This is a genomic window from Clostridium liquoris, from assembly GCF_002995785.1.
Classification (GTDB): Bacteria; Bacillota; Clostridia; order Clostridiales; family Clostridiaceae; genus Clostridium_AO; species Clostridium_AO liquoris.
Map to the genome: position 1 here is coordinate 51,266 of NZ_PVXO01000054.1, position 22,899 is coordinate 74,164.

25 protein-coding genes, 1 pseudogene and 1 riboswitch are annotated in these 22,899 nt (G+C 30.6%); of the genes and pseudogenes, 23 read left to right on the forward strand and 3 right to left on the reverse strand.

The genetic code is table 11. From position 1 onward, the window contains the following. Positions 1–13 precede the first annotated feature (13 nt). The 6 genes from CLLI_RS10415 (at position 14) to CLLI_RS10440 (ending at position 6,188) form a co-directional block, all read left to right on the forward strand. Positions 14–2,542, forward strand: coding sequence for an ABC transporter permease (locus CLLI_RS10415; protein WP_106064151.1), 2,529 nt, complete (start codon positions 14–16; stop codon positions 2,540–2,542). Positions 2,543–2,801: 259 nt separating this feature from the next. After that, the gene (locus CLLI_RS10420; protein WP_106064152.1) at positions 2,802–3,500 is read left to right on the forward strand and encodes a response regulator transcription factor; all 699 of its coding nucleotides are present in this window, start codon (positions 2,802–2,804) and stop codon (positions 3,498–3,500) included. A gap of 7 nt (positions 3,501–3,507) precedes the next feature. Next, entirely contained in the window at positions 3,508–4,755 is a 1,248-nt protein-coding gene (locus CLLI_RS10425) for a sensor histidine kinase (RefSeq protein WP_106064153.1), read from the forward strand. A 54-nt stretch (positions 4,756–4,809) separates the two neighbouring features. Continuing rightward, positions 4,810–5,283, forward strand: a complete 474-nt coding sequence (locus CLLI_RS10430) for a PIN domain-containing protein (protein WP_106064154.1) — start codon at positions 4,810–4,812, stop codon at positions 5,281–5,283. 112 nt (positions 5,284–5,395) lie between these two features. Continuing rightward, positions 5,396–5,719: a thioredoxin family protein gene (locus CLLI_RS10435; protein ID WP_106064155.1), complete on the forward strand. Its 324-nt coding sequence runs from the start codon at positions 5,396–5,398 to the stop codon at positions 5,717–5,719. 85 nt (positions 5,720–5,804) lie between these two features. Then, positions 5,805–6,188 carry a hypothetical protein gene (locus CLLI_RS10440; RefSeq protein ID WP_106064156.1) on the forward strand — a complete coding sequence of 128 codons (384 nt, stop codon included), beginning with the start codon at positions 5,805–5,807 and terminating at the stop codon, positions 6,186–6,188. A 95-nt stretch (positions 6,189–6,283) separates the two neighbouring features. Here the strand turns inward: CLLI_RS10440 and CLLI_RS10445 are convergent, their stop codons facing one another. Then, positions 6,284–6,814 (reverse strand): biotin transporter BioY, encoded by a 531-nt coding sequence (locus tag CLLI_RS10445; RefSeq protein WP_106064157.1) that lies wholly within the window; start codon positions 6,812–6,814, stop codon positions 6,284–6,286. 222 nt (positions 6,815–7,036) lie between these two features. On the opposite strand from CLLI_RS10445, the gene CLLI_RS15125 reads away from it, so the two are divergent. The 8 genes and pseudogenes from CLLI_RS15125 (at position 7,037) to CLLI_RS10480 (ending at position 13,956) form a co-directional block, all read left to right on the forward strand. Then, positions 7,037–7,258 carry a pyridoxamine 5'-phosphate oxidase family protein gene (locus CLLI_RS15125; protein WP_423236799.1) on the forward strand — a complete coding sequence of 74 codons (222 nt, stop codon included), beginning with the start codon at positions 7,037–7,039 and terminating at the stop codon, positions 7,256–7,258. A 22-nt stretch (positions 7,259–7,280) separates the two neighbouring features. Next, the gene (locus CLLI_RS15130) at positions 7,281–7,445 is read left to right on the forward strand and encodes a hypothetical protein (protein WP_423236800.1); all 165 of its coding nucleotides are present in this window, start codon (positions 7,281–7,283) and stop codon (positions 7,443–7,445) included. Between the two features lie 82 nt (positions 7,446–7,527). Beyond that, a complete protein-coding gene (aroA, locus tag CLLI_RS10455) occupies positions 7,528–8,826 on the forward strand; it encodes a 3-phosphoshikimate 1-carboxyvinyltransferase (protein ID WP_106064158.1) in 1,299 nt (432 codons plus the stop codon). A gap of 21 nt (positions 8,827–8,847) precedes the next feature. Then, positions 8,848–10,566 (forward strand): ABC transporter ATP-binding protein, encoded by a 1,719-nt coding sequence (locus CLLI_RS10460; RefSeq protein WP_106064159.1) that lies wholly within the window; start codon positions 8,848–8,850, stop codon positions 10,564–10,566. A gap of 3 nt (positions 10,567–10,569) precedes the next feature. Then, a complete protein-coding gene (locus CLLI_RS10465; RefSeq protein ID WP_106064160.1) occupies positions 10,570–12,423 on the forward strand; it encodes an ABC transporter ATP-binding protein in 1,854 nt (617 codons plus the stop codon). A gap of 23 nt (positions 12,424–12,446) precedes the next feature. Next, positions 12,447–12,944 (forward strand): annotated as a pseudogene (locus tag CLLI_RS10470) (MBL fold metallo-hydrolase). A gap of 73 nt (positions 12,945–13,017) precedes the next feature. Further along, positions 13,018–13,437: a GNAT family N-acetyltransferase gene (locus CLLI_RS10475; protein ID WP_106064161.1), complete on the forward strand. Its 420-nt coding sequence runs from the start codon at positions 13,018–13,020 to the stop codon at positions 13,435–13,437. Between the two features lie 42 nt (positions 13,438–13,479). Further along, positions 13,480–13,956 carry a flavodoxin domain-containing protein gene (locus tag CLLI_RS10480; protein ID WP_106064162.1) on the forward strand — a complete coding sequence of 159 codons (477 nt, stop codon included), beginning with the start codon at positions 13,480–13,482 and terminating at the stop codon, positions 13,954–13,956. A gap of 124 nt (positions 13,957–14,080) precedes the next feature. Here CLLI_RS10480 and CLLI_RS10485 read toward each other — a convergent pair whose 3' ends face one another. Beyond that, entirely contained in the window at positions 14,081–14,950 is an 870-nt protein-coding gene (locus CLLI_RS10485; RefSeq protein WP_106064163.1) for a methionyl aminopeptidase, read from the reverse strand. A 197-nt stretch (positions 14,951–15,147) separates the two neighbouring features. Between CLLI_RS10485 and CLLI_RS10490 the strand changes: the two genes are divergently transcribed. The 9 genes from CLLI_RS10490 to CLLI_RS10530 all read left to right on the forward strand — a co-directional run bounded on the left by CLLI_RS10490 (position 15,148) and on the right by CLLI_RS10530 (position 22,108). Further along, a complete protein-coding gene (locus tag CLLI_RS10490; RefSeq protein ID WP_106064164.1) occupies positions 15,148–15,468 on the forward strand; it encodes a heavy metal-binding domain-containing protein in 321 nt (106 codons plus the stop codon). A gap of 119 nt (positions 15,469–15,587) precedes the next feature. Continuing rightward, positions 15,588–15,848 (forward strand): ribosomal protein L7/L12, encoded by a 261-nt coding sequence (locus CLLI_RS10495; RefSeq protein ID WP_106064165.1) that lies wholly within the window; start codon positions 15,588–15,590, stop codon positions 15,846–15,848. Positions 15,849–15,883: 35 nt separating this feature from the next. Further along, positions 15,884–16,120 (forward strand): DUF2164 domain-containing protein, encoded by a 237-nt coding sequence (locus CLLI_RS10500; protein WP_106064166.1) that lies wholly within the window; start codon positions 15,884–15,886, stop codon positions 16,118–16,120. A 27-nt stretch (positions 16,121–16,147) separates the two neighbouring features. After that, on the forward strand, positions 16,148–16,969 hold the full coding sequence (gene aroE / locus CLLI_RS10505; protein ID WP_106064167.1) for a shikimate dehydrogenase: 822 nt from the start codon (positions 16,148–16,150) through the stop codon (positions 16,967–16,969). Positions 16,970–17,198: 229 nt separating this feature from the next. Next, on the forward strand, positions 17,199–17,687 hold the full coding sequence (gene infC / locus CLLI_RS10510; protein ID WP_106064168.1) for a translation initiation factor IF-3: 489 nt from the start codon (positions 17,199–17,201) through the stop codon (positions 17,685–17,687). Positions 17,688–17,857: 170 nt separating this feature from the next. Beyond that, complete coding sequence (locus tag CLLI_RS10515) at positions 17,858–18,706, forward strand: YitT family protein (RefSeq protein ID WP_106064169.1); 849 nt, start codon at positions 17,858–17,860, stop codon at positions 18,704–18,706. A 34-nt stretch (positions 18,707–18,740) separates the two neighbouring features. Further along, positions 18,741–19,421, forward strand: a complete 681-nt coding sequence (locus tag CLLI_RS10520; RefSeq protein WP_106064170.1) for a GntR family transcriptional regulator — start codon at positions 18,741–18,743, stop codon at positions 19,419–19,421. Positions 19,422–19,555: 134 nt separating this feature from the next. Next, positions 19,556–20,191, forward strand: a complete 636-nt coding sequence (locus tag CLLI_RS10525) for a DUF2441 domain-containing protein (protein WP_170063706.1) — start codon at positions 19,556–19,558, stop codon at positions 20,189–20,191. Positions 20,192–20,329: 138 nt separating this feature from the next. Beyond that, a riboswitch (Lysine riboswitch) is annotated at positions 20,330–20,506 on the forward strand. A gap of 129 nt (positions 20,507–20,635) precedes the next feature. Next, positions 20,636–22,108, forward strand: coding sequence for an amino acid permease (locus tag CLLI_RS10530; RefSeq protein WP_106064172.1), 1,473 nt, complete (start codon positions 20,636–20,638; stop codon positions 22,106–22,108). A gap of 27 nt (positions 22,109–22,135) precedes the next feature. Here the strand turns inward: CLLI_RS10530 and CLLI_RS10535 are convergent, their stop codons facing one another. Continuing rightward, a complete protein-coding gene (locus CLLI_RS10535) occupies positions 22,136–22,642 on the reverse strand; it encodes a GNAT family N-acetyltransferase (protein WP_170063707.1) in 507 nt (168 codons plus the stop codon). Positions 22,643–22,899 lie beyond the last annotated feature (257 nt).

Below are 22,899 nucleotides of genomic sequence, written 5' to 3' on the forward strand. Positions count from 1 at the left end.
GGGATAAATAGTCATGAACAGTTATAAAGAGATAACTAATAAATATTTAAAACATAATAAAAAAAGGAGTATTCTTACGATTTGTGGAGTAATACTTTCTGTAGCACTTATTACATCTATAGGTTTATTTATTAAAAGCATGCAAAATACTTTTGTTCAAGATGCTATAAGGGATTACGGTTCCTTTCATGTATCAATTACTAACAGTGATGATAAAGGCTACAGCCAAATTACTAACAATCCTAAAATAGAAAAGGTAGGACTTAGTGAAAAGTGGGATAAAAGTTCATTGAAATCCTCAAAAAGTATAGAACTTACAAAATTTAATAAAAATGCATTAGAGCTTTTGCCATATAAAGCAGTGGAAGGAAGACTTCCAAAAGCGGAGGGGGAAATAGCTTTAGAAAATTGGATAATAAATTATTTGGACAATTCTCCTAAAATAGGTGATAATGTTAAACTTAAGCTTTCAAATGGTGAGATAAAAGAATTTAAATTAACAGGATTTATTAAAAATAATGCTTATAATCAGTATAGAGGAATAGCTACGGGAATAACTTATTCAAATAAATTTAACATTAGTAAATCAACAATTTTCATGAGCATATCAAAGAAGGCAGATATTTCTGATACGGTTAAAGAATTAAAGGGAACATTTAAAAATGTTGGAACAAATGAGGAATATATAAGGCTTTTAGGAGAAGGGGAAAACAAAGACATAAACAATTCACTTTATTCTATAGCTGCGTTTATAATTGGCATAGTGGTTATTGCTACAGTAGCGGTTATATATAATTCATTTCAAATCAGTGTTGTTGAAAGAATAAAACAGTTTGGGCTTTTAAGGGCTGTAGGTGCCACTCCAGCACAAATTAGGAGTATAGTGTTAAGAGAAGCTACTGTAATTAGTTTAATAGGAATTCCAATTGGTCTTTTATCAGGTGTTTTTGCAATATTCGTGGTGTCTCAAGTGTTTAAGATGATGTCAAATTCTGCATTTGAACAATTAAATGTGGTTATATCCTATAAGATTCTAGCCATAAGTGCATTAGTAGGATTAGTTTCAATATATGTATCAGCACTAATACCAGCAAGATTTGCTAGCAAAATATCGCCTCTAACAGCTATTAGCAGTAGAAATTCCATAGTGAAAGAAAAAATAAGAAAAAATAGAGGTAGAATAGCTAAAAAGTTTTTAAATATAAATAGCTTAATGGCTTTTAAAAATATAAAAAGAAATAAAAAGAGATTTAATATAACAGTATTTTCAATAGTAATTAGTATAACTTTATTCATATTTTTCTCTTCATTTACAAATATGACTATGAACTTTACGCAGTCAAAAACAGAAGATGATAATGTTCACTTTTTTGTAATGGGGGTATTGGATAATAAAGGTGGTAGTTCTTTAACAGATAATATAATAGATAAAATAAAAGGAAATAGTGAAGTAAAAGAAGTAATTACAACTCGTGAAAATTATATATCAAAAGCATTAATTTCAAATGATAAAAAGGAAAAAGAACCAGAAGATCTTGTACCTAAAATATATCCAAATACCAATTTTAATAGTAAAGAAATGATTAAATTAAATACAGCATTTGATGTTTACGATGATACTAAGCTGGAAAAAACTAAAAATTATATAACTGCTGGGAAAATTGATAAGGAAAAAATGGCTAAAGATAATGAAGTTATAATTATAAAGGATAATTTGATAAGAGGGGAAAAGGGTATGTATGAAGGACCTCTTACTAATTTAAAACCTGGTGATAGTTTTTATATTTATAAAAATGCTTTATTATACAATGAAAACAATATAAAAGTTAATGATAAAGTAAATACTTTCAATAAAAAGGATATGGTAAAGGTTAAAGTAGGAGCAGTAGTAGACCAGCCACCATATATGTTTGATGCTAATAATGGACAGTATTTACAAATAATAGTTTCAAAGGATGCTTTCAAAAATATATGTGGAAAAGATATAAATGAAATTCCCTATAATTCAGCAGGAATAATACTAAAGGATGAAAAAGGAGAGCAGGAATTTCAAAAATGGATTCAGCCATTGAGTGATAATAGTGGAGTAAAGCTTATAAATACTATAAAACAAAATGAGCAAGGTAGATCAAGTATTCTTCAGCTTCAAATTTTAATGTATGGATTTATAGCAGTAATTTCACTAATTGGTGGAGTTAATATAATTAACACTATTACAACTAATTTAATTTTAAGAAGAAAAGAAATTGCCTCATTAAATGCTCTAGGAATGACTTATAGAAATATAAGAGCAATGATTTTAACTGAAGGTATTCTTTATGCTGTATATGGTTCTATTTACGGTGGTGTAATTGGAACAGGACTATCATATTTAAGCTCTGCTAACTTTAGAAATCTAAAGAGTTTTAAATGGACAATACCTTGGCAAACTATAGGTATTGCAGTAGGTACAGCAATATTTATAAGCTTAATTGCAGTAATAAGACCATTAAATAAAATAAAAAGTGAAAATACTATCGAGGTTATAAGAGGAGAAGAATAAAGGGCAAATAATAAAGAGTAAATAATAAAGAATAGATGTGGATAAGTAAGAGCTAAAAGCTAAGAGGTAATAGTTGTGGTGAAAATTCAGCCTTGCTGAATTTCTTCATAAACTCTTACCTTTTATTATTAGTTCTTAATTTATTCTTTTTTCTTAAACTGTCAATTGTCAATTGTCCTCTGTCAACTAAAAAGGTGCTCTGTAATATTAAGTTATGGTATAATAATTCTACAAATATTTTTTATGGGGGTTTTGCAGTATGAATAGAATACTTCTTTTAGAAGATGATGAAGCATTGGCTTTAGGTATAGAGTTTACACTTAAAGATGAAGGATATAATGTTACTAGATGTGCATGTGTAGAAGAGGCTATAAAAGTTTTTGATGAAGATGCATTTGACATAATTATATTAGATGTAATGCTGCCTGACGGAAGCGGCTATGATGTATGTAAATATATTAGAAGTAAAAGCGAAGTCCCCATAATATTTTTAACTGCCTGTGATGATGAGGTAAATGTGGTTTTAGGGTTAGATATTGGAGCTGATGATTATATAACAAAACCCTTTAGAGTAAGGGAGCTTATTTCAAGAATTAAAGCTATTCAAAGGAGATTTGAAAGTAAAACTGTTAAAAAAAATAATATATTAAAATCCAAGGATATAGTGTTAAATACAGAAACTGCAAAGGTAGAAAAGAAAGGAATAGAGATAATGCTTTCTTCACAAGAATATAGACTTTTATTAATATTTATGACAAACTCTAAGAAAACAATGAGTAGGGAAGAAATTCTAGATCAATTAATAGAAGGTGCAGGAGCATATTTTGATACCAATACCCTTTCTGTTTATATAAAAAGAGTTAGAGAAAAGATTGAAAATGATTCTTCAAATCCTGAATATATAAAAACTAAAAGGGGTCTTGGATATGTTTGGGACTTAGAGGTACAAAAGGAGTAATAGATTTATGAACAAATATTTCAGTAATCCAGAACTTAAAAGAAGTTCAATGATAATTGTAATTTTAGCCTTTATAACTTTAATGGCTTCTTTTTTTACAATAAAAATAAGCTATGAAAAAATGAAAATAAATTATACAGAAAGTAATATGGCTATAGCGGGACAAATAATTAAGAATCATCCTGAATTAAGTAGTGAGATAATTCCTTTAATAACAAAGGGGACCGATAAAAGCCATATAGAAGAAGGAAAGAGAATACTAAATGAATATGGCTTCAATGAAAATTTGAAAATTGAATTTATCCCAGCCATGGAAAATAGTTATAACATGGCTTTAAAAGGCATATTAATTTCTTTGGTCTGCTTTTTTGTTATTGTTTTTTGGGGAAATTATATTCAATATATGATAATCTATAAAAGACTTGAGAAACTTATATTAGGAGCACAAAATATAGTGGAATATAATTTTGATATTGGAATTTATGAAAATGCAGAGGGGACCTTCGCAAAGCTTGCCCATTCTTTCAATAATATGAGAGTAATCATGAAAAATAATTTTTCAGCGGTAGAAAAAGAAAAGAAATTTTTAGTGGATACACTTTCGGATATTTCACATCAACTTAAAACTCCTATATCATCTTTAATAATATATAATGATATACTTTTAGAAAGAAATTTGGACGAAGAAAAAAGGAAAGAGTTTTTAGAAAATAGTAAGAATCAATTGAATAGAATAGAATGGCTGGTAAAAAGTTTACTTAGGCTGGCAAAATTAGACGCAGGGGTTATAAAATTTGAAAAAATTGGCTATGACATAAATAAAACAGTTGCTGATGCTGTAGAAGTGCTTAAAGCAAAAGCAGAGCAGGAAAAAATAGACCTTGATTTTCAGAATAAAAGTTCACAAATTATAATGGAGCATGATCCAAATTGGCTTAGAGAAGGGATTGTAAATATAATCAAGAATTCTTTAGAACATACAGAAAGAGGAGGAAAGGTAGAAGTTTCTACGGAAAGAACTCCAGTATGTATTAGAATTATTGTAAAAGATAACGGGGAAGGAATACCTAAAGAAGAAATTCCACATATATTTAAAAGGTTTTATAAAGGAAAGAAAAGTAAAAACTCGGAGTCAGTTGGAATTGGATTGGCTCTTTCAAAATCTATAGTGGAAGGTCATGGTGGAATCATTGAGGTAAGAAGCAAGGTGAAGGAAGGAACAACATTTACTATTACTTTTTTAGCCAGTAATTAAAAGATAAGGTTGAATTCTCTCTAAGTCACATGTATTATAAAGGAGAAATTAATCATGATTAAGGAATATCTACTAGATGCTAATATAGTTATAAGGATTTGGAATGAATATCCTCAGTTATTGAATACTATAGAAAATAGGGAAGGAATTGATTTTAAAATATCTCAGGACATAGCTGGGGAACTATCTATAAAAGAATTTCGAAATATAAATGGAATGCATGTGCTTACAGACAGGTTTTTAAAACTACTTGGACACATTATAAATAATGATGGCTCTAGTTTAAAAGGTCATAATGAAAATAGCTGTATAAAACAGGATAGCAATAATAACATGTACTTTGTAGAGGGATATAAAATATCTCATAATGACTATAGTCTTATTGATATCTGTAAAAATCACAAAGAATACATTTTAGTTACGGAAGATAAAAAGATGCTGGAAAGTGCAAAGATTGTTTTAGATCCTTCCAGAGTATTAACCTTTAATGAATTTCTTAAGGATTTAAACAGTTTTAATGTGTTATAAAATAATGTTTTACAACGAAATAGTAGGTAAAATGAGTGAGATACTTACTTAAGAATTTATGTTATAATGTTAGAGTAAAATTATTTGCATTAAAGCGGAGACAAGGAGTGATATGATGGAAATATTAAATTCTATAGAGAGTATCAATAATTTTATAAAAGAAAATAGAATAAGTATGGTGTACTTTTCCTCCAACAGCTGTAATGTATGTATTAATCTACTGCCTAAAATTCAAGAATTGCTTAAATCCTATCCATTGATAAGATATGGCAAGGTAGAAATTGATAAAGTACCAGAAGCTGCAGGTACTTTTAGTGTATTTACTTTACCTTGTATTCTTGCATATATAGATGGCAAAGAAATAATAAGAGAAGCTAGATTTATAAGTATCATGGAGCTCAAAGGTAAAATAGAAAGGTATTATGAATTTTTATAAGATAAATAACTGAGTATAGAGAAAAGATAATAATGTTTAACAGAATTATCATAGCAAAATAATTATATAAAGGAGACAATTTTCTATGACTAGGGATAATTTATTATTTATATTGGCAGTAATAATTGTAATATCCATTATAATATGCATAGTAAAAAAGGTAGCCAAGCTTATAATATTTGCTTTAGTAGCATTTTTTATTTTTACTTTAGTAAAAGGATTTATTGCAGGGAAAAGCCCAATGGATATGGTTAATGGGACAAAAGTTAATGCTGCTTATACAAAACAACTATATAATTATACTGATAAGGTAAAAGTCTCTGTACAAAACAGTTTGAACGCTATAGATAACAAATCATTACCTAAACTTAAAGAAGAAAATAAGAAGCTGCATGAATATTTAGATCAGGTGATTAAGCTGCCACATGGGGATGAATTAAAAGCTATTCATGATAAATATTGCAATTGAATGTTATTAACTAATAGCATTTGCATAATAGAGGTAGATTGATGAATCTATCTCTATTATGTTTTACAGGCAATATATAATCTAGGTTTACAAATTTAAGATAATTCTATACTCACCCTATTTTTTACTCTAAATCCTATAATATAGGCTATGGCTATTTTAATTAAGTCAAATGCTACAAAAGGTACCACTGCTACCTTTACTGCTTTTGAAATAGACATTCCTGTAACTATGGAAAGCTGAACTGTTCCCATGGTATAGCATAGAATCAATGATAAAATAAGCCCAAAAGCTAATTTAAATTTGTTTTCTGATTCCTGGGAGAAGTAACCAATTATTAATGCCATTAAAGGAAAGGCTATAATAAATCCTCCTGTAGGACCAACAATAGCTTGTATACCTCCTTTAAAATTTGCAAAAACTGGTGCTCCAATAGCTCCTAAAGCCACATATATTAATTGAGATATAAATCCTTTTTTACAACCTAATATGATACCTGATAAATAAACAGCTAATACCTGCATTGTAAAAGGTTCTGGTTGAATAGGTATGGAAATTTGAGAAGCAACACCTGTTATTGCAGCAAACATTCCGCATAATATTAGATCTTTAGTTGATAGTTTCAATTTAAAACCCCCTTTAAAAAGTGTTCTGTACTTTTTTTATAGTATCATATTAATTTTTATTTGTAAACTAATTTTTATAATTAGGTTGACAATAGTATAAAACATAGGGTGTCATGTATACATGAGAGATAATATATAGTAAAATATTAATTGTAATACAGTTTTTGTAATATTATATTGGGAAAGATTTAGACACAGCAAATGGGTTGGAAGGGATTATAAATGTTTAGAGAAATGAGAAAAAAAGATAGGGCCATTGATATTACAGAAGCCCTTGAAATACTTAATAAAGGTGAATATGGAATTTTATCTATAATAACTAATGAGGGCTATCCGTATGGAGTACCACTTAACTATGTATATATAGATAATTGCATATATTTTCACTGTGCTATAGAAGGGCAGAAGCTAGATAGCATTAAGTCAAATAATAAGGTATCATAGTGTAATTGTTTTTGGAAAAGCCTTGGAAGTTTTTGGTGGAGAAAAACATAAGGCATTATCAGCACTCATAGATAAATACTCAAAGCAATATAAAGAAGCAAGAGAGGAATACATAAGAGCCGCTAGTAATAGAGTAAAGATTATAAAAGTAAATATAGAACACATTTCAGGCAAGGCAAGAAGATAGATATGTAGGCTAGAGTTTTAGTTTTGATAAACTAAGATTCTAGCAGTATTTATATGTGTTGTGAAAATAAAGGAGTGGTAAAGTGCAGTGCATTAAAATTTTTCCCCGAAAATTAAGAGGAAGTATAAATATTCCTCCTTCTAAAAGTTTGGCACATAGAGCAATAATAGCTGCAGGACTTGCAAAAGGAGAAAGTATTATAGAAAATATAGCATATTCCAAAGATATACTGGCTACTATTCATGGAATGAAAAATTTTGGAGTTTGCATCAATGAAATAAATAAAGATAACAATAGAGCATTAGATATAAAAGGGGTAAGTAGAATTGAAATACAAAATAGCATTGTAGATTGCATAGAATCTGGTTCTACTTTAAGATTTTTAATCCCCATAGCTCTTCTTCAGGGAGACAGGGAAGTAACCTTTACAGGAACAGGCAAATTGCCACAACGTCCTTTAGATGAATATTACAATATTTTTCGAAATGAAAATATATTTTACCAAAATGAAAAAGGCAATTTACCTTTAAGGGTAAAGGGTAAGTTAAAACCAGGTGAATTCCATTTAAAAGGGGATATAAGCTCCCAGTTTATCACAGGGCTGATGTTTGCACTTCCTCTTCTTAATGGGGATTCAAAGATAATTATTACATCAAAGCTGGAGTCAAAGGCTTATGTAGATTTAACTATGGATATATTAAATAAGTTTGGAATAAAGATTGAAAATAATCTTTATAGAGAATTTTATATAAAGGGCAATCAAAGTTACCTAGCTAGGGATTATAAAGTGGAAGGTGATTTTTCTCAGGGAGCCTTTTGGCTTACTGCAGGAGCAATTGGGGAGGAAATAAGCTGTAAAAATTTAAATATAAATTCATTACAGGGTGATAAGGAAATTATAAATATAATAAAATCCATGGGAGGAATTATAGATATAAATCATGATTTTATTAAAGCAAATCCTAGTGAATTAAAGGGTATAACCATTGATGCATCTGAAATTCCAGATTTAGTTCCAATCCTTGCAGTGGCAGGGTCAGTAAGCAATGGTGTTACAAAAATTATTAATGCTAAAAGGGTTAGAATAAAGGAATGTGATAGATTACATGCTATAGCTTGTGAATTAAATAAAATTGGTGGAGATATTGAAGAACTAGAAGATAGCCTCATAATAAAGGGTAATAAAAAATTAAAGGGCGGTGTTGTAGACAGTTGGAATGACCATAGAATTGCCATGGCTCTAGCTGTAGCTTCTATAGCTTGTGAAGAACCTTTAATAATAAATAATAGTGAAGCGGTGGAAAAATCTTATCCAAACTTTTGGGAAGAATTCACGAATGTAGGTGGTAACATAATTTATGATATGAAAATTAAACTTTAATCTAAGAAGGGGATTGCAAAAATGAATTTATATAGCAAGTATTTTGAAAAATATAAGTTGCCATTTTTGGTAGCTGTTTTTTGCGTTGCACTTGAGGCAATTTGTGATTTGCTTGGCCCAACGCTTATGTCAAATATTATTAATACAGGAATTAATCAAGGATCCCTTTCTAAAGTTTATTACTGGGGAATGCTTATGCTTATAGTTACTGTTTTGGGTGCATGCTTTGCCATTACACGAAGTATTTTAGCCAGTAAAGTTTCACAGCGCATGGGAGCAGATTTGAGATATGATTTATTTGAAAAAATTGTGTATTTTTCTGAATTATCTACTGACAAAATTGAAAGTGCATCGCTTATTACACGTATGACTAACGATACATCACAAATTATACAGTTTGTAAATGGAATTATGCGAATTTTTTTAAAAGCACCTATTACATGTATTGGCAGTATAATACTTGCAAGTATGCTTAATTTTAAGCTAAGCCTTATTATTTACGGTACTGTTGCAGTAGTTGCTATTCTTATTATTGTTAGTATGAGATTGAGTTATCCACGTTTTTATAAATTACAAAAGGCTATGGATAATGTGAACTCGGTTGTGCAGGAATATTTAATAGGCGTGCGCTTGGTTAAGGCATTTGGGACATATGATAATGAAACTGATAAGTTTGAGAATGCAAATACAGATTTAATGCAAAAGGGTATATCCTCTCAAATAGTTATTACCTTAGTATCACCATTGATAACACTTGTAGTTGGAATTGGTACAGTAATTGTAATCTATATTGGCAGCAGATTGTTTACTTTAAATCTTGCAAAAACAGGGGATATCACAGCATTTACAATTTATATGGCACAAATTCTTACGTCTTTAATTATGATAACAAATATATTTAATACCTTTGTACGAACAAAAGCTTCTGCTGCACGTATTAAAGAAGTATTTGATTGTGATGGGGAGTTTACTCGTAGTGGTGAAATAAAGGAGTTAAATGGGGATATTGATTTTAAAAATGTCACTTTTGCATATCCTAACGGTAGTGGTGTACCTGCCATAAAGGATTTATCATTTTCCGTAAAAGATGGACAAAGCTTGGCAATAATTGGGCCAACGGGCAGTGGTAAATCTACAATTGCTTGGTTACTTTTGAGATTTTATGATGTAAAAAGCGGACAAATTTTGGTTAACGGATGTGATATTAAAGAACTAACTATTGATTCAGTACGAAATAATATTGCCATTGTACCACAAAAGCCAATGCTTTTTTCAGGATCTATTGGCGAAAATATTAGATGGGGGAACAAGGAGGCCACCGATGAAATGCTGCACCAGGCTGCAGATATGGCACAAGCTGGTTTTATTGAAAATATGCAAGGTGGTTATGAAAGCCTTTTAGGGAGCTCTGGAGTAAATGTTTCAGGCGGGCAAAAGCAACGTATTTCATTAGCTCGTGGAATACTTAAAAATTCTTCTATACTTATATTGGATGATGCAACTAGTGCACTAGACGCATTAACTGAAGCTAAAGTACGGGAAAATCTAAGCTCTAAAACAAGAAATCAGACAGTAATTACCATTACTCAACGCTGCGGAACAGCTATGTTTGCAGACCGAATTTTAGTTATGGACAATGGGGTAAAAGTTGGATATGGTACACACAATCAGCTTATGGAACATTGCGAAGTATATAGAGATATTTATAAAGCCCAAATAGAAAGCGTTAAGGAAGTGTAAGCAATGGCACAACAATTTTCTAAGCAGGAAGTAAAGATGCCATCCATTGGAAGAAGACCAGGCGGTGGTGGTAGGAATCGTTTTGCACCAACTGCAAAGCCTAAAAATGCAAAGGGTACACTAATGCGTATTATAAAAATATATATGCGTTGGGCTAAAACAATATTTGTGGCTATGATATTTACAGTCTTTTCTTCAGTAATTTCCGTTTCAATTCCTTATTTTATAGGAAAAACTTTCAATACATTTAAAATTGCAACTAGAACAGTGGAAACAAAAATGCTTATATGGTTTTTACTGATAATTGTGGTCTTATATGTAAGTAATTGGATCATTTCATCTATCAATGGAGTTATTATGCTTAAGGTTTCACAAAAGCTAGTATTTGCACTGCGTACAGAATTGTTTAAAAAAATGGAGAAGCTTCCATTAGAATTTTATGATACGCGTTCTCATGGTGATATAATGAGCAGAATTACAAATGATGTAGATAATATTAGTTCTACTATTGCACAAACAACCACGCAATTAATATCAAGTGTTTTAACATTAGTTGGTTCTTTTGTAGTAATGATAACACTAAATGTGCCTCTTACACTTGTTGTTTTATTATGTATTCCTCTTGTAATGCTTTTAACACATATAATTGCATCACGAAGCCGTGCTTACTTTTTGGCACAGCAGCAGAGTCTTGGTTCACTCAATGGAGTAATTGAGGAGAATATATTAGGACTAAAAATGGTAAAAGCTTTTGGTAAACAGCAAGATGTTATAAGACAGTTTGAAGAGATTAACGAAAAGTTATATGAAAGCAGCAGCAAGGCACAAATATGGTCTGGATATATGATGCCACTTATGAATGTTATTAACAATTTTATTTTTGCAGTTGTTGCTATTGTAGGTGGTGTGCTGTCAGTAGAATACGGCTTGGCCATTGGCACTGTAGTTAGTTTTATGAGTTATTCAAAACAATTCTCACAGCCGCTTAATTCTATTGCAGGCATGTTTAATACTATTCAAGCGGCACTTGCCGGAGCCGAACGTGTTTTTGAAATCATAGATAGTAAAGAGGAGACAGCAGATGCTTTAAATGCTATTGATATAGAGCATCCAAATGGCAATGTTACTTTTGAAAATGTGTGTTTTTCATATGATAAATCTACGCCTATATTGAAGAATATAAGTTTTAACGTCAAGGCGGGAGAGGTAGTTGCTTTAGTAGGTGAAACTGGTGCAGGAAAGACTACTATTGTGAATCTTTTGACTCGTTTTTATGATGCTGATAGTGGTAGAATTTTAATTGATAATGAATCAATTAAAAATATAAAACGAAATAGCCTTAGAAAATGTTTTTCAGTGGTGCTGCAAGATACATGTCTTTTTACTGGTACAATTATGGATAATATTCGCTACTCACAAAAGGATGCAACTGATGAACAGGTGATAAAAGCTGCAAAAATAGCCCATGCTCATGATTTTATTGATAAATTGCCAAAAGGTTATCATACAATGGTGTCTGGAGCTACGGATAACTTAAGTCAGGGACAACGTCAACTCATAGCTATTGCTCGAGCAGTGTTATGTGACAGTGCTATTTTAATTTTAGATGAAGCAACCAGTAGTGTTGATACAAAAACTGAAAAAGATATTCAGCATGCATTACTAAGATTAATGAAAAATCGTACAAGTTTTTTGATAGCGCATCGTTTGTCCACTATTAGAGATGCTGATCACATTATGGTAATTGGTGATGGAAAAATATTAGAAAGTGGAAATCATAAAAGCCTTATGGATAAAAAAGGGCAATATTATAAAATGGTGATAAGCCAAATGGGAAAATTGCCTGATGGTATATAAATTGTTTGGAGGAGGCACAGAAGATGAAAATAAAAGTTTTAGTAGATAATAATACATATATTGACCAATATTATTGCGGTGAACCTGCTGTTTCATATTATATTGAAGATGAGGATACTAGCTTATTATTGGATGTAGGGTACTCTGATTTATTTCTAAAAATGCAGCTGCATTAGGTGTAGATATAGAAAATATAAGTACTATTGCTATTTCACATGGCCACGATGATCATACAAAATGAAAATGGCATTTATATTATTACAGGATGCTCTCATAGTGGTATATGCAATATAATAGAATATGCAAAAGAAGTATGTAAAGATAATAGAGTAGTAGGAGTTATTGGAGGCTTTCATTTGTTCAAAGTAAATGAACAAGTTGATAAAACAGTTGATTATCTGAAGCAGAATAAGGTAAAAGAACTATATCCTTGCCATTGCACTTCATTTAATGTTAAAGCAGAAATACATAAAGCTTTGCCGGTGAAAGAGGTTGGAGTAGGTTTAGAAATTAACTGGTAGAAATATAGATGATAAACAGACTTAAAATATTATTTGCTGTGATATAATTTATAAACGGGGGGTAAAAATAAATATGGATATAAGATACAATCCTCCTTCAGCAGAGGAATATATTTCTTTGAGACTGAAAACTGGAATGGGAACAAAGGACCTGTCTAAAGCAGAGATTGCCTTAAAAAATTCATTGTTTATTGTTTCTTTGTGGGACAAAGGCAAATTGATTGGATTTGGAAGAATTGTTGGGGATCAAGGTATAACTTATGTGGTTTCTGATATTATGGTAGACCCAGGTTACCAGCGCAAAGGCATAGGGAAAATGATTATGAAAGAAATTGATTTTTATTTAGAGAAGAACACCGATCAGTATGCATATGTGTGTTTAATTGCCAATAAACCTGCAGACAAACTCTATTCCCAATTTGGTTTTGAATATGTAGATCCAAAGTCATGTGGTATGAAGAGAAAGCAAAGTAAAGTAAAGAAATTCTTATAAAAGGATTATTATTTCATTGAAATATGGAGGGGATAAACAAATATGAAAACACTTATAGTTTATAGATCTAAACATGGCTGTGTAGAAAAATGCAGCAAAGATTTAGCAGATAGACTTTCTGGAGAGGCTGTAACTGTAGATTTGAAAAAAGAGAAAGTGCCAGATTTAAGAAGATTTGATAATATTATTATTGGAGGATCAATTTACGCAGGAAGAATTGAAAAGGAAGTAACGGATTTTTGGCTAAAAAATATCAATGAATTAAGAGAGAAAAAAATCGGATTATTTGTATGCGGTATGAGAGACGAAGAAAGTGGAAAAACACAACTAGATAATTCTTTTCCTGAAGAATTGTTATCTAAGGCTGTTGCTAAAGGGTATTTTGGAGGAGAAGTAACTTTCAGCAAAATGAATTTTTTTGAGAGGTTTATAATTAAAATAGTAACTAAAAATGATAAAGATATATCAAACATATTAAGTGAGAATATTATAAAATTTGCACAAGCAATGAATGGTTAACTTAATATAGATGCTATTTCAGGTACTATAGTTACAAAAGATTGCTGAAATAAAACATTAATATTAGTACGGATAAAATAAAAATAGCAGTAACCATTTGTATACGGTGCTGCTATTTTTAAAATTACTTACTAAGAATCTCTATTCCATCTTCTGTTACTAAAATGGTATGCTCCCATTGTGAAGAAAGGGAACCATCAGTTGTTAGCACTGTCCAATCATTATCCTTATCTATAAATATTTTATATGAACCTGAATTTATCATAGGCTCTATTGTAAATACCATACCAGGTGCCAATACCATACCTTCTCCTTTTTTGCCAACGTGAGGTACAAAAGGATCTTCATGAAATTCAACTCCAACACCATGGCCACCAAAATCCCTTACAACAGAGAAGCCGTTTTTTTCTGCCAGTTCTTGGACTACTGCTCCTATATCACCTAGAAATCCCCAAGGTTTTACTGCTTCTACACCTTTTAATAAGCATTCCCTTGAAACCTCTACTAATTTTTTTGCTTCTTCACTGGCTTCTCCAATTATAAACATTCTTGAAGCATCGGAATAATAGCCATTTAATATAGTGGATGCATCTATATTTATTATGTCACCATTTTTAAGAATTCTATTTTCACTAGGAATACCATGGCATACCTCATTATTTATTGAGGTGCATACGCTTTTGGGATATCCCTCAAAGTTAAGAGTTGCTGGAATTGCCCCTTGAGATATAGTAAAATTATGAACTAATCTATCTATTTCCTCAGTGCTCATACCTTCTTTTATATTTGCTGCAACTAAATCTAGTACAGCATTATTGACTTCACCGCTTTTTCTTATACCTTCAATTTGTTCTTTAGTTTTTATAATTTTTCTTGATGGAACTTCAAATCCCTGTTCTGCTAAAATATTTAATTTTTTGTCAAATTCAAGATGACATTTTTTATACTTTAATCCACTTCCACACCAACACAAATCATTTCTACTTAAATTCATATCAACATCTCCTAATAGTATTATAATTTATATCACCAAAACTTATATTACCATATTTATCTGATAAATGCACATGATTATGGTCATTTCATTGGAATGGATTAGAGTATATTTAAGGAAGAATTAATGTATTTAATAAATTAAAGGATTTATAATAATAGTATAGGCTTATATTAAGAAAAGTTGGAGGAGTGTATATGATAATTACAACTACAAATGCAATTGAAGGAAGAAGAGTACTTGAATATAAGGGTATAGCTTTTGGAGAAGTGATTTCAGGAGTGAATTTTATAAAGGATTTTGCTGCTGGATTAACTAACTTCTTTGGGGGGCGTTCGGGGTCTTATGAAGGAGAATTAATTGAAGCCAGAGAAAATGCTCTAAGGGAGCTTGAAAATAGAGCCATATCTATGGGAGCCAATGCAGTTATTGGAGTTAGCATGGATTATGAAGTTTTAGGGCAAGGTGGAAATATGTTGATGGTTACAGCTTCCGGCACTGCAGTAGTTATAGATTAAAATTATATATAACAATAAGAAAGGACCTATTTCAAAATGATTTTTTAAATAAGTTTTGAGATAGCTCTTTTACATGAAGGAAACGTAAGCAATGCCTATAAAATTTAGGGAGGAAAATTATGAAATATGCAATTATTGGAGTAGTATTAATTGGGGTTTTAACAATTTTAAGTAGTATTCATACATTACAAGATAATGTGTCACATATGAATTCAATTTTAAATAAAATTGCTAAACAGGTTGGAGTACCAGGACTAGATATAGATAGTGAATTACGAGCTCTTGTTGCAGAAGGTAAAAAGGTTCAGGCAGTTAAAAAGGTAAGAATGGTTTTAGGGCTTTCATTATTAGAAGCAAAGGAATATGTGGATTCTTTGTAGAATATCAAAATTGACTCTAAGGAGATATAAAAAGTATGAATAATAAGAATAAAATAAAATTAACTAAAGAAAAAAGAGCAGAGATGATTTCCTCCATAAAAAGTTATTTTTTAAATGAAAGGGAAGAAGAATTAGGTGAATTGGCTGCAAGTTTAATTTTAGATTTTATTATAGAAGAATTAGCACCAGAATTTTATAATCAAGGTGTATATGATTCCTATGCATATATGAGTGATAGACTTGAAGATGTATTATCAATTCAAAAATATTAAACATTAAGTAATAAAAGGGGAGAAAACATGGAAAAGTTATATGGACTCTTAGGTGAAAAGTTAACACATAGCTATTCACCAATAATACATAATATCATATTTAAAAATATAGATACAAAGGCTCATTATCATCTTTTTGAAATAGAAGGAAATAATCTTAAAAATGTTATGGAAAGTCTTAAAACATTAAGTATTCAAGGAGTAAATGTAACTATACCCTATAAAATTGAAATAATGAAGTATTTAGATGGGGTAGCTAGTGAGGCAGAAAAGATTGGGGCAGTAAATACTATATGTATAAATGACAATAAGGCAGTGGGTTATAATACTGATTATTATGGATTTGGTATGATGCTAAATAAGTTCCATATTTCTGTAAAGGATAGACAGGCCATAATACTAGGAACTGGTGGTGCTGCCAAGGCTGTATTTCACTATCTTGTAGATAAAGGAATAAAGGAAATAACCTTTGTAAGCAGAGATAATAATAAGAAAAATAATTTTAGTAAGGATATAAATATAATTAGTTATGAACAATTGAAAGGTATCAAAAATAATAATATTTTAATTAACTGTACTCCAGTTGGTATGAGTCCCAAAGTAAATGAATCACCTATCTCTAAAAATGACATGACAAATTCTGAAACAATAATAGATCTAATATATAATCCTAAGGAAACGCTGCTGCTTAGGCAGGCTAAAGAACTTAAGTTACAGGGAGTAAATGGATTGCATATGTTAGTTGCTCAGGCAGTAAAAGCTGAAGAATTGTGGAATGATATTATAGTTTCTAGTGATGTTATAGATAATATTTATAATGAAGTAAATACATATACCCAATATTTATAAAAGAGAAAACCATTAAAATAAGCTTCGATTTCCATCATAACACCTCTTATTTATTAAAATAATCTTGAAAGTATTGTTCCACTTTAATGAAAATATTATTCTATATTAATTTTTGGAGGTTAACTGATAAATAGAGAATATATAATGCATTTTGGCAATTAATAGTGTATACTAATATAAGAATAAAACATGAAGGTTTTGGAGGCGATGTATTATTAATAATAATGTTATGTTAAATGAAGAAATTAAAGTAAAGGAAATTAGGCTGGTAGGAGAAGACGAACCCAGAATAATGAGTACTAAGGATGCTTTGAATATGGCCATTGAAAGGAATTTAGACTTAGTGATGATTTCCCCTGCGGCTAATCCACCTGTATGTAAGATTATGGACTATAATAAGTTCCTTTATGAGCAAACTAGAAAGCAAAAAGAAAATAAAAAGAATCAAAAGGTTGTTGATATTAAAGAAGTAAGATTGAGTGCTACTATTGAGGAACATGATATAGAGGTTAAGGCTAATAATGCTAAAAAGTTTTTAGCAAATGAAAATAAGGTTAAAGTTTCTATCAGATTCAGAGGGAGACAAAATAACTATACTAATGTAGGAAATAAAATATTTGATTTATTTCTTTCTAAAATAGGAGATTTAGGAATAGTTGAAAAGCCAGCAAGATTAGAAGGTAATAATATGATTATGGTTTTGGGACCCAAAAAATAACATAGTTAATATAAAGAGGTAGATTGATGAATCTATCTCTTTTTTAGACTAAATAAGGAACCACACTGATTTGTCTTTACAAATGGGATAAGAATTGGTAGAATATATTTGTAGACCAAAATTGTACTACAATTTTGACCTACAAATGTGGCAAAAAGGAGATGGAAAATATGAAAAAGAAAATTAAGGAATGTGTATTAATAAATTTAGGGCTGCTTTTAGTTGCTCTTCCAATATATCTTATATTAGTTCCTAATCGTCTTGCACCAGGCGGCATAAGCGGTCTTGCCATTGTGGTGAATAATTTTTTACCTAATATACCTGTTGGTGTTTTAATGATGACTTCGGATATGATTTTATTTATTCTTGGATTTATATTTATAGGAGCAGAGTTTGGAGCAAAAACAATTTGTTCTAGTTTTACGTTATCAGGAATGGTATATTTACTACAGAAAATTCACCCCATTTCAAAACCATTTTCTAATGATATTTTAACTCAACTTATATTTGCCACATGCATGTCAGCTGTTGGTATGGCAATAGTGTTTCAACAAAATGCTTGTACAGGAGGAACTGATATTCTTGCAAAAATTTTAAATAAATATTTTGGCATTAATCTTGGTAAGGCCGTGTTAATGTGTGATATAATTATTGCAATATCTTCCGGGTTTGTATTTGGAATTGAAAGTGGAATGTATGGAATTTTAGGTGTATTCTTAAATGGAATAGTAATTGATAAAGTAATACAAAACTTAACCATGAATAAGGAAGTTGTCATAGTTAGCAATAATAGTGATTATATAAAAGAGTATATTGTTAGCCAATTAGAAAGAGGTGCTACTATATACACTGCTAAAGGCGCTTTTACAAATGAAGATAAAGAAGTTATTAGAACGATTTTAGGAAGAAAAGAATTTATTAAATTAAAAAAATATATTAAGAGTATAGATGAAAATGCTTTTATCACAGTAAATCAAGTCCATGAAACTTTTGGAGAAGGTTTTTTAAATATAGTATAAAGTAGCAGCTATTCACAGAGGAGAGAGTAATCAAATGGAATGCAATACCAAGAAATCCATGGAGCAGATGGTTTATGAAACGTTAAAGAATGCTATTTTAAACAGAACTTTAGCTCCAGGAACTCAACTTATTGAGAGCACTATTTCTGAAAAAATGAAAGTAAGCAGAACACCCATAAGAAATGCAATTAAAGATTTAGCCTTAGAGGGAGTTGTAACTATAATACCTAATAGAGGGGCATTTATTATACAACCATCAGTAGAAGAGATTGTTCAGGCCTTTAGAATGAGAGAAGAATTAGAGTGCACCGCCATAAAATTTGGATTAGATAAAATAGAAAAAGATGATATTGAAAAATTAAACAATATTATAGAAGAAGAATTTAAGGCCTTAAGGGATAGGAATATATTTGAGTATCTAGCTATGAATAAAGAATTTCATATGATGTTAGCAATAAAGAGCAAAAATAAATATTTAATTCAGTTTACGGAAAAAATAATTAGCCAAATTAGTATTTATCTCATATTGTATGATAGCTTCTATAACAACAGTATGCAGTTTGAAACCATTGAGGAACATAAAAAAATGGTAAAAGCTATTGAAATTAAAGACGCTAAACTGCTTGAAGCTTTGATTAGGCAGCATACAGAAAATGGATTAAATGATTTGAAAATTGATAAAATCAAATATAAATCCTTAAATGATATTTTTTAAAATTATTATAAAAAGCCACATGGAATGTTATGTGGCTTTTTGCTTGTCTCATTTTGTAATAATTAGAAAAAGATATTCTATGTTTACCTTTAATTTCATAATAATATGTAGGGGAATAAATGGAGGTAATAGTAATGATGGTAAAACAGGAAATATATTATCATATCCATAGAATGGGTGAATGGTCTGGGCGGTGGAAAATTAATTCAGTTATTTATTGGGGGCAAAAGGAAAGAAATAATTTTAATAAGTTTTATGATAATAACGGGTTTATTACAGATTTAACAAATGGATTGGGTTATATGCATGGTAGAAATGCTTTAAATAATTTTTTAGATCAGCCACAAAGTTTTCAAATGCAAAATTATAAAAGAATAATTGAAGAAGCTTTATCCATTATAAAAGAACAGTGCATATTTACCAGAGAAACTATTTTTGAGGAAGTTAGATCTAATTATTTTCCTGAATTGCCATCCCGTAAAACCTGCATCTGGGTTTGCAAAAAGGAGGCTTTGCATTATTGGTGGTCTGCTTTACATGGCCAAAAGAAAATATTTAAATTAGAACTCACAGGGGTTCTTCATAAAGCAGACGAGAAACATCTTATATGCGATACATTATCTCACAATGAAATAAGAGCCAATGCATTTAATTATTGGACAGGATCTGATGGCTCAAATCCTACAGAAGAAGAGCTACTCTTTGAAGGAGTAATTAAAGTGCTGGATGAGTATTATGATTTAGATGATTTTACTATAAGTGAAGGATAATTTATTATGCAATCATGGTAATTGTATATGAATTTGCATGTATTTACACTAAAATAATATTTTTAATTTTATATTTTCCACAAAAATCTTCTTTACTAAGGACAAGTTTTTCTGTATAATAACAAATCATAAGTGAATAACTGAGGTAGAGGCGCGGAATTTAACAGTAGAACTGTAGAGGTAAGCACAATGAAACAGTTTGAAAGGAAGTTTCGCCGAAGCATACAGCAAATGCTTTAATGCTGTATTGTTGGTTTTGTATAGAACATATACAAAACTGTCACAAATTAAAGTTTGTGGAGAGCTATCATTCATTGAGTAATTAAATATGTATTTACCTATTTAAATATATATTGTAATGCCCTGGGTGTATGCTTAGGGCATTTTTATATTTTATCTTAGTTATTTCACTTATCGGAAAAACCGATAAGGAGGAAAAAACAAATGAGTCAAAGAGCAGAAAAAAAAAATCAAGGGCCACAGAGTCTAAAAAGGAGTTTAACTGCAAGACATCTTAATATGATTGCCATGGGAGGCGCCATTGGAACAGGAATATTTTTAGCTCTAGGGGCTACTATTCAACAAGCTGGACCAGGAGGTGCCATAGTAGCATATGCTTGTATAGGAATTATGGTATATTTTTTAATAACTAGCCTAGGAGAAATGGCAACTTTCATGCCTGTGGCAGGTTCCTTTGGGACTTATGCATCAAAATTCGTTGACCCAGCAATGGGTTTTGCACTTGGTTGGAATTATTGGTATAACTGGGCTATTACTGTTGCAGCTGAAATGGTAGCAGGTGCACTTATTATGAAGTTTTGGTTACCTAACATACCAGCAATTATATGGAGTGTTTTGTTTCTTACATTAATAGTTGCACTTAATCTATTTTCCGCAAAGGCCTATGGAGAATCTGAATTTTGGTTTGCAAGTATTAAAATAGTTACAGTTATTGTATTTTTAATTATAGGTATTGCCACTATTTTAGGAATATTAGGTGGAGAATGGATAGGGCTTAAAAATTTTACAGTTGGAGAAGCACCATTTGTTGGTGGGGCTAAATCAATTTTTATGGTATTTTTAATTGCAGGATTTTCATTTCAAGGAACTGAACTTGTAGGTATTGCAGCAGGTGAAAGTGAAGATCCGGAGAAAAATATACCTAAGGCAATTAACACAATATTTTGGAGAATTTTAATATTTTACATTGGAGCTATATTTGTTGTAGGTGCTTTAATTCCTTATACAAAGGCGGGAGTTGATACCAGTGTATTTACATTGATATTTCAAAGGGTTGGCATTGCAGCTGCAGCATCTATTATGAATGCAGTTATTTTAACATCAGTATTATCCTGTGGTAATTCAGGAATGTATGCCTCAAGTAGGATGTTGTATGCTATGGCTAAAGATGGAAAAGCTCCAGTATGGCTTGGAAAACTTAATTCAAGAGGAGTACCTGTAAATGCAGTATTATTAACTACATTAGTGGCATCAGCTTGCTGCTTAACAGGACTTTATGCAGAAAGCACAGTTTATGTATGGCTTGTGGCGGCATCAGGACTTGCAGGTTTTGTAGCATGGCTAGGTATAGCATTATGTCATTATCGTTTTCGCAGAGCTTATGTTGCTCAAGGACATGATTTAAGCAAATTGAAATATAAAGCTAAGTTATTCCCAATAGGGCCAATAATAGCATTGGCATTATGTACAATTGTTATTTTGGGACAAGGTATTACCTACTTCCAAGCTGATAGCATAGATTGGAGTGGAGTAATTTCATCATATATAGGATTACCATTATTTTTAGCATTATGGATAGGATATAAAAGAAAACATAATACAAAGGTCATTGATTTGATGGATGTGGACTTTGATAACCTAGAAGAAAACGAATATGAATCTGAAGATATAGCTTAGAAAATAATTATGGAACATAGGCACTACTTACAGCCTTAAAAGTTTTGAAGTAAAATCTTCAAAGCCGCAGAAGTATTTTCTGTGAAATATTCCAACGGTTTTAAACCCTATACTTGTATGAAAGCTAAAGGAAGCTTTATTGCCTTCAGGAGCAGTATTTACAAATACTAGTATACCTTTATCTGGGCTATTTTCTTTTATAAACTTATAAAGCTTTCTTCCTATGCCTAAGCCTTCATACTCCCTCTTTACTGCAATTTGTTCTGAATAAATACAGTTATCTATATTACCTTGCAGTACAGTATCATCAAGTAACTCATCCGGATATTGAGTATTAAACCACAAAAAACCTGCTATGCTACCATAAAGTCTCGCTACAATAAAATTATTTATATTTTGTTCAATATATTCTTCAGAAATTATTCTTAATAGAACTCCTCTATCTTTGTCTTTAACATAACTTATATTAAGCTCCCTTGAAATATCATGTATAGATTTCGCATCTTCCTTTTTAGCTTTTTCTATAATTAACATAAAATTCATCCCCTATATTGTATATATATTTCGATTATACTATAATTTGGCATGTATATCTACAAATTTCAATTTGATCTAATGACAATGGAGGAAAATTATTCTTAACTGTCCACTGTCAATTGTCAATCTTAGAGTATAATTTTAGTAGGCAAAAGTAGTAATAATTACTGCTTAAAAAATTAAAAGGAGATACAAAAAGTATCTCCCACATACATAAAAAATCCATTATAATGTAAGTTGATATTACTATACAA

Excerpts from the sequence above, each read along its gene's own strand:
- CLLI_RS10500 (WP_106064166.1), top strand. The coding sequence starts at position 15,884 with ATGAATAATAAGAATAAAATAAAATTAACTAAAGAAAAAAGAGCAGAG.
- CLLI_RS10485 (WP_106064163.1), bottom strand. The coding sequence starts at position 14,950 with ATGAATTTAAGTAGAAATGATTTGTGTTGGTGTGGAAGTGGATTAAAG.
- aroE (WP_106064167.1), top strand. The coding sequence starts at position 16,148 with ATGGAAAAGTTATATGGACTCTTAGGTGAAAAGTTAACACATAGCTAT.
- CLLI_RS10525 (WP_170063706.1), top strand. The coding sequence starts at position 19,556 with ATGATGGTAAAACAGGAAATATATTATCATATCCATAGAATGGGTGAA.
- CLLI_RS10435 (WP_106064155.1), top strand. The coding sequence starts at position 5,396 with ATGATGGAAATATTAAATTCTATAGAGAGTATCAATAATTTTATAAAA.
- CLLI_RS10535 (WP_170063707.1), bottom strand. The coding sequence starts at position 22,642 with ATGTTAATTATAGAAAAAGCTAAAAAGGAAGATGCGAAATCTATACAT.
- CLLI_RS10530 (WP_106064172.1), top strand. The coding sequence starts at position 20,636 with ATGAGTCAAAGAGCAGAAAAAAAAAATCAAGGGCCACAGAGTCTAAAA.
- CLLI_RS10440 (WP_106064156.1), top strand. The coding sequence starts at position 5,805 with ATGACTAGGGATAATTTATTATTTATATTGGCAGTAATAATTGTAATA.
- CLLI_RS10515 (WP_106064169.1), top strand. The coding sequence starts at position 17,858 with ATGAAAAAGAAAATTAAGGAATGTGTATTAATAAATTTAGGGCTGCTT.
- CLLI_RS10415 (WP_106064151.1), top strand. The coding sequence starts at position 14 with ATGAACAGTTATAAAGAGATAACTAATAAATATTTAAAACATAATAAA.
- CLLI_RS10480 (WP_106064162.1), top strand. The coding sequence starts at position 13,480 with ATGAAAACACTTATAGTTTATAGATCTAAACATGGCTGTGTAGAAAAA.
- CLLI_RS10465 (WP_106064160.1), top strand. The coding sequence starts at position 10,570 with ATGGCACAACAATTTTCTAAGCAGGAAGTAAAGATGCCATCCATTGGA.
- CLLI_RS15125 (WP_423236799.1), top strand. The coding sequence starts at position 7,037 with ATGTTTAGAGAAATGAGAAAAAAAGATAGGGCCATTGATATTACAGAA.
- CLLI_RS10425 (WP_106064153.1), top strand. The coding sequence starts at position 3,508 with ATGAACAAATATTTCAGTAATCCAGAACTTAAAAGAAGTTCAATGATA.
- CLLI_RS10420 (WP_106064152.1), top strand. The coding sequence starts at position 2,802 with ATGAATAGAATACTTCTTTTAGAAGATGATGAAGCATTGGCTTTAGGT.
- CLLI_RS10430 (WP_106064154.1), top strand. The coding sequence starts at position 4,810 with ATGATTAAGGAATATCTACTAGATGCTAATATAGTTATAAGGATTTGG.
- CLLI_RS10490 (WP_106064164.1), top strand. The coding sequence starts at position 15,148 with ATGATAATTACAACTACAAATGCAATTGAAGGAAGAAGAGTACTTGAA.
- infC (WP_106064168.1), top strand. The coding sequence starts at position 17,199 with ATGTTAAATGAAGAAATTAAAGTAAAGGAAATTAGGCTGGTAGGAGAA.
- CLLI_RS10495 (WP_106064165.1), top strand. The coding sequence starts at position 15,588 with ATGAAATATGCAATTATTGGAGTAGTATTAATTGGGGTTTTAACAATT.
- CLLI_RS10460 (WP_106064159.1), top strand. The coding sequence starts at position 8,848 with ATGAATTTATATAGCAAGTATTTTGAAAAATATAAGTTGCCATTTTTG.
- CLLI_RS10520 (WP_106064170.1), top strand. The coding sequence starts at position 18,741 with ATGGAATGCAATACCAAGAAATCCATGGAGCAGATGGTTTATGAAACG.
- CLLI_RS10475 (WP_106064161.1), top strand. The coding sequence starts at position 13,018 with ATGGATATAAGATACAATCCTCCTTCAGCAGAGGAATATATTTCTTTG.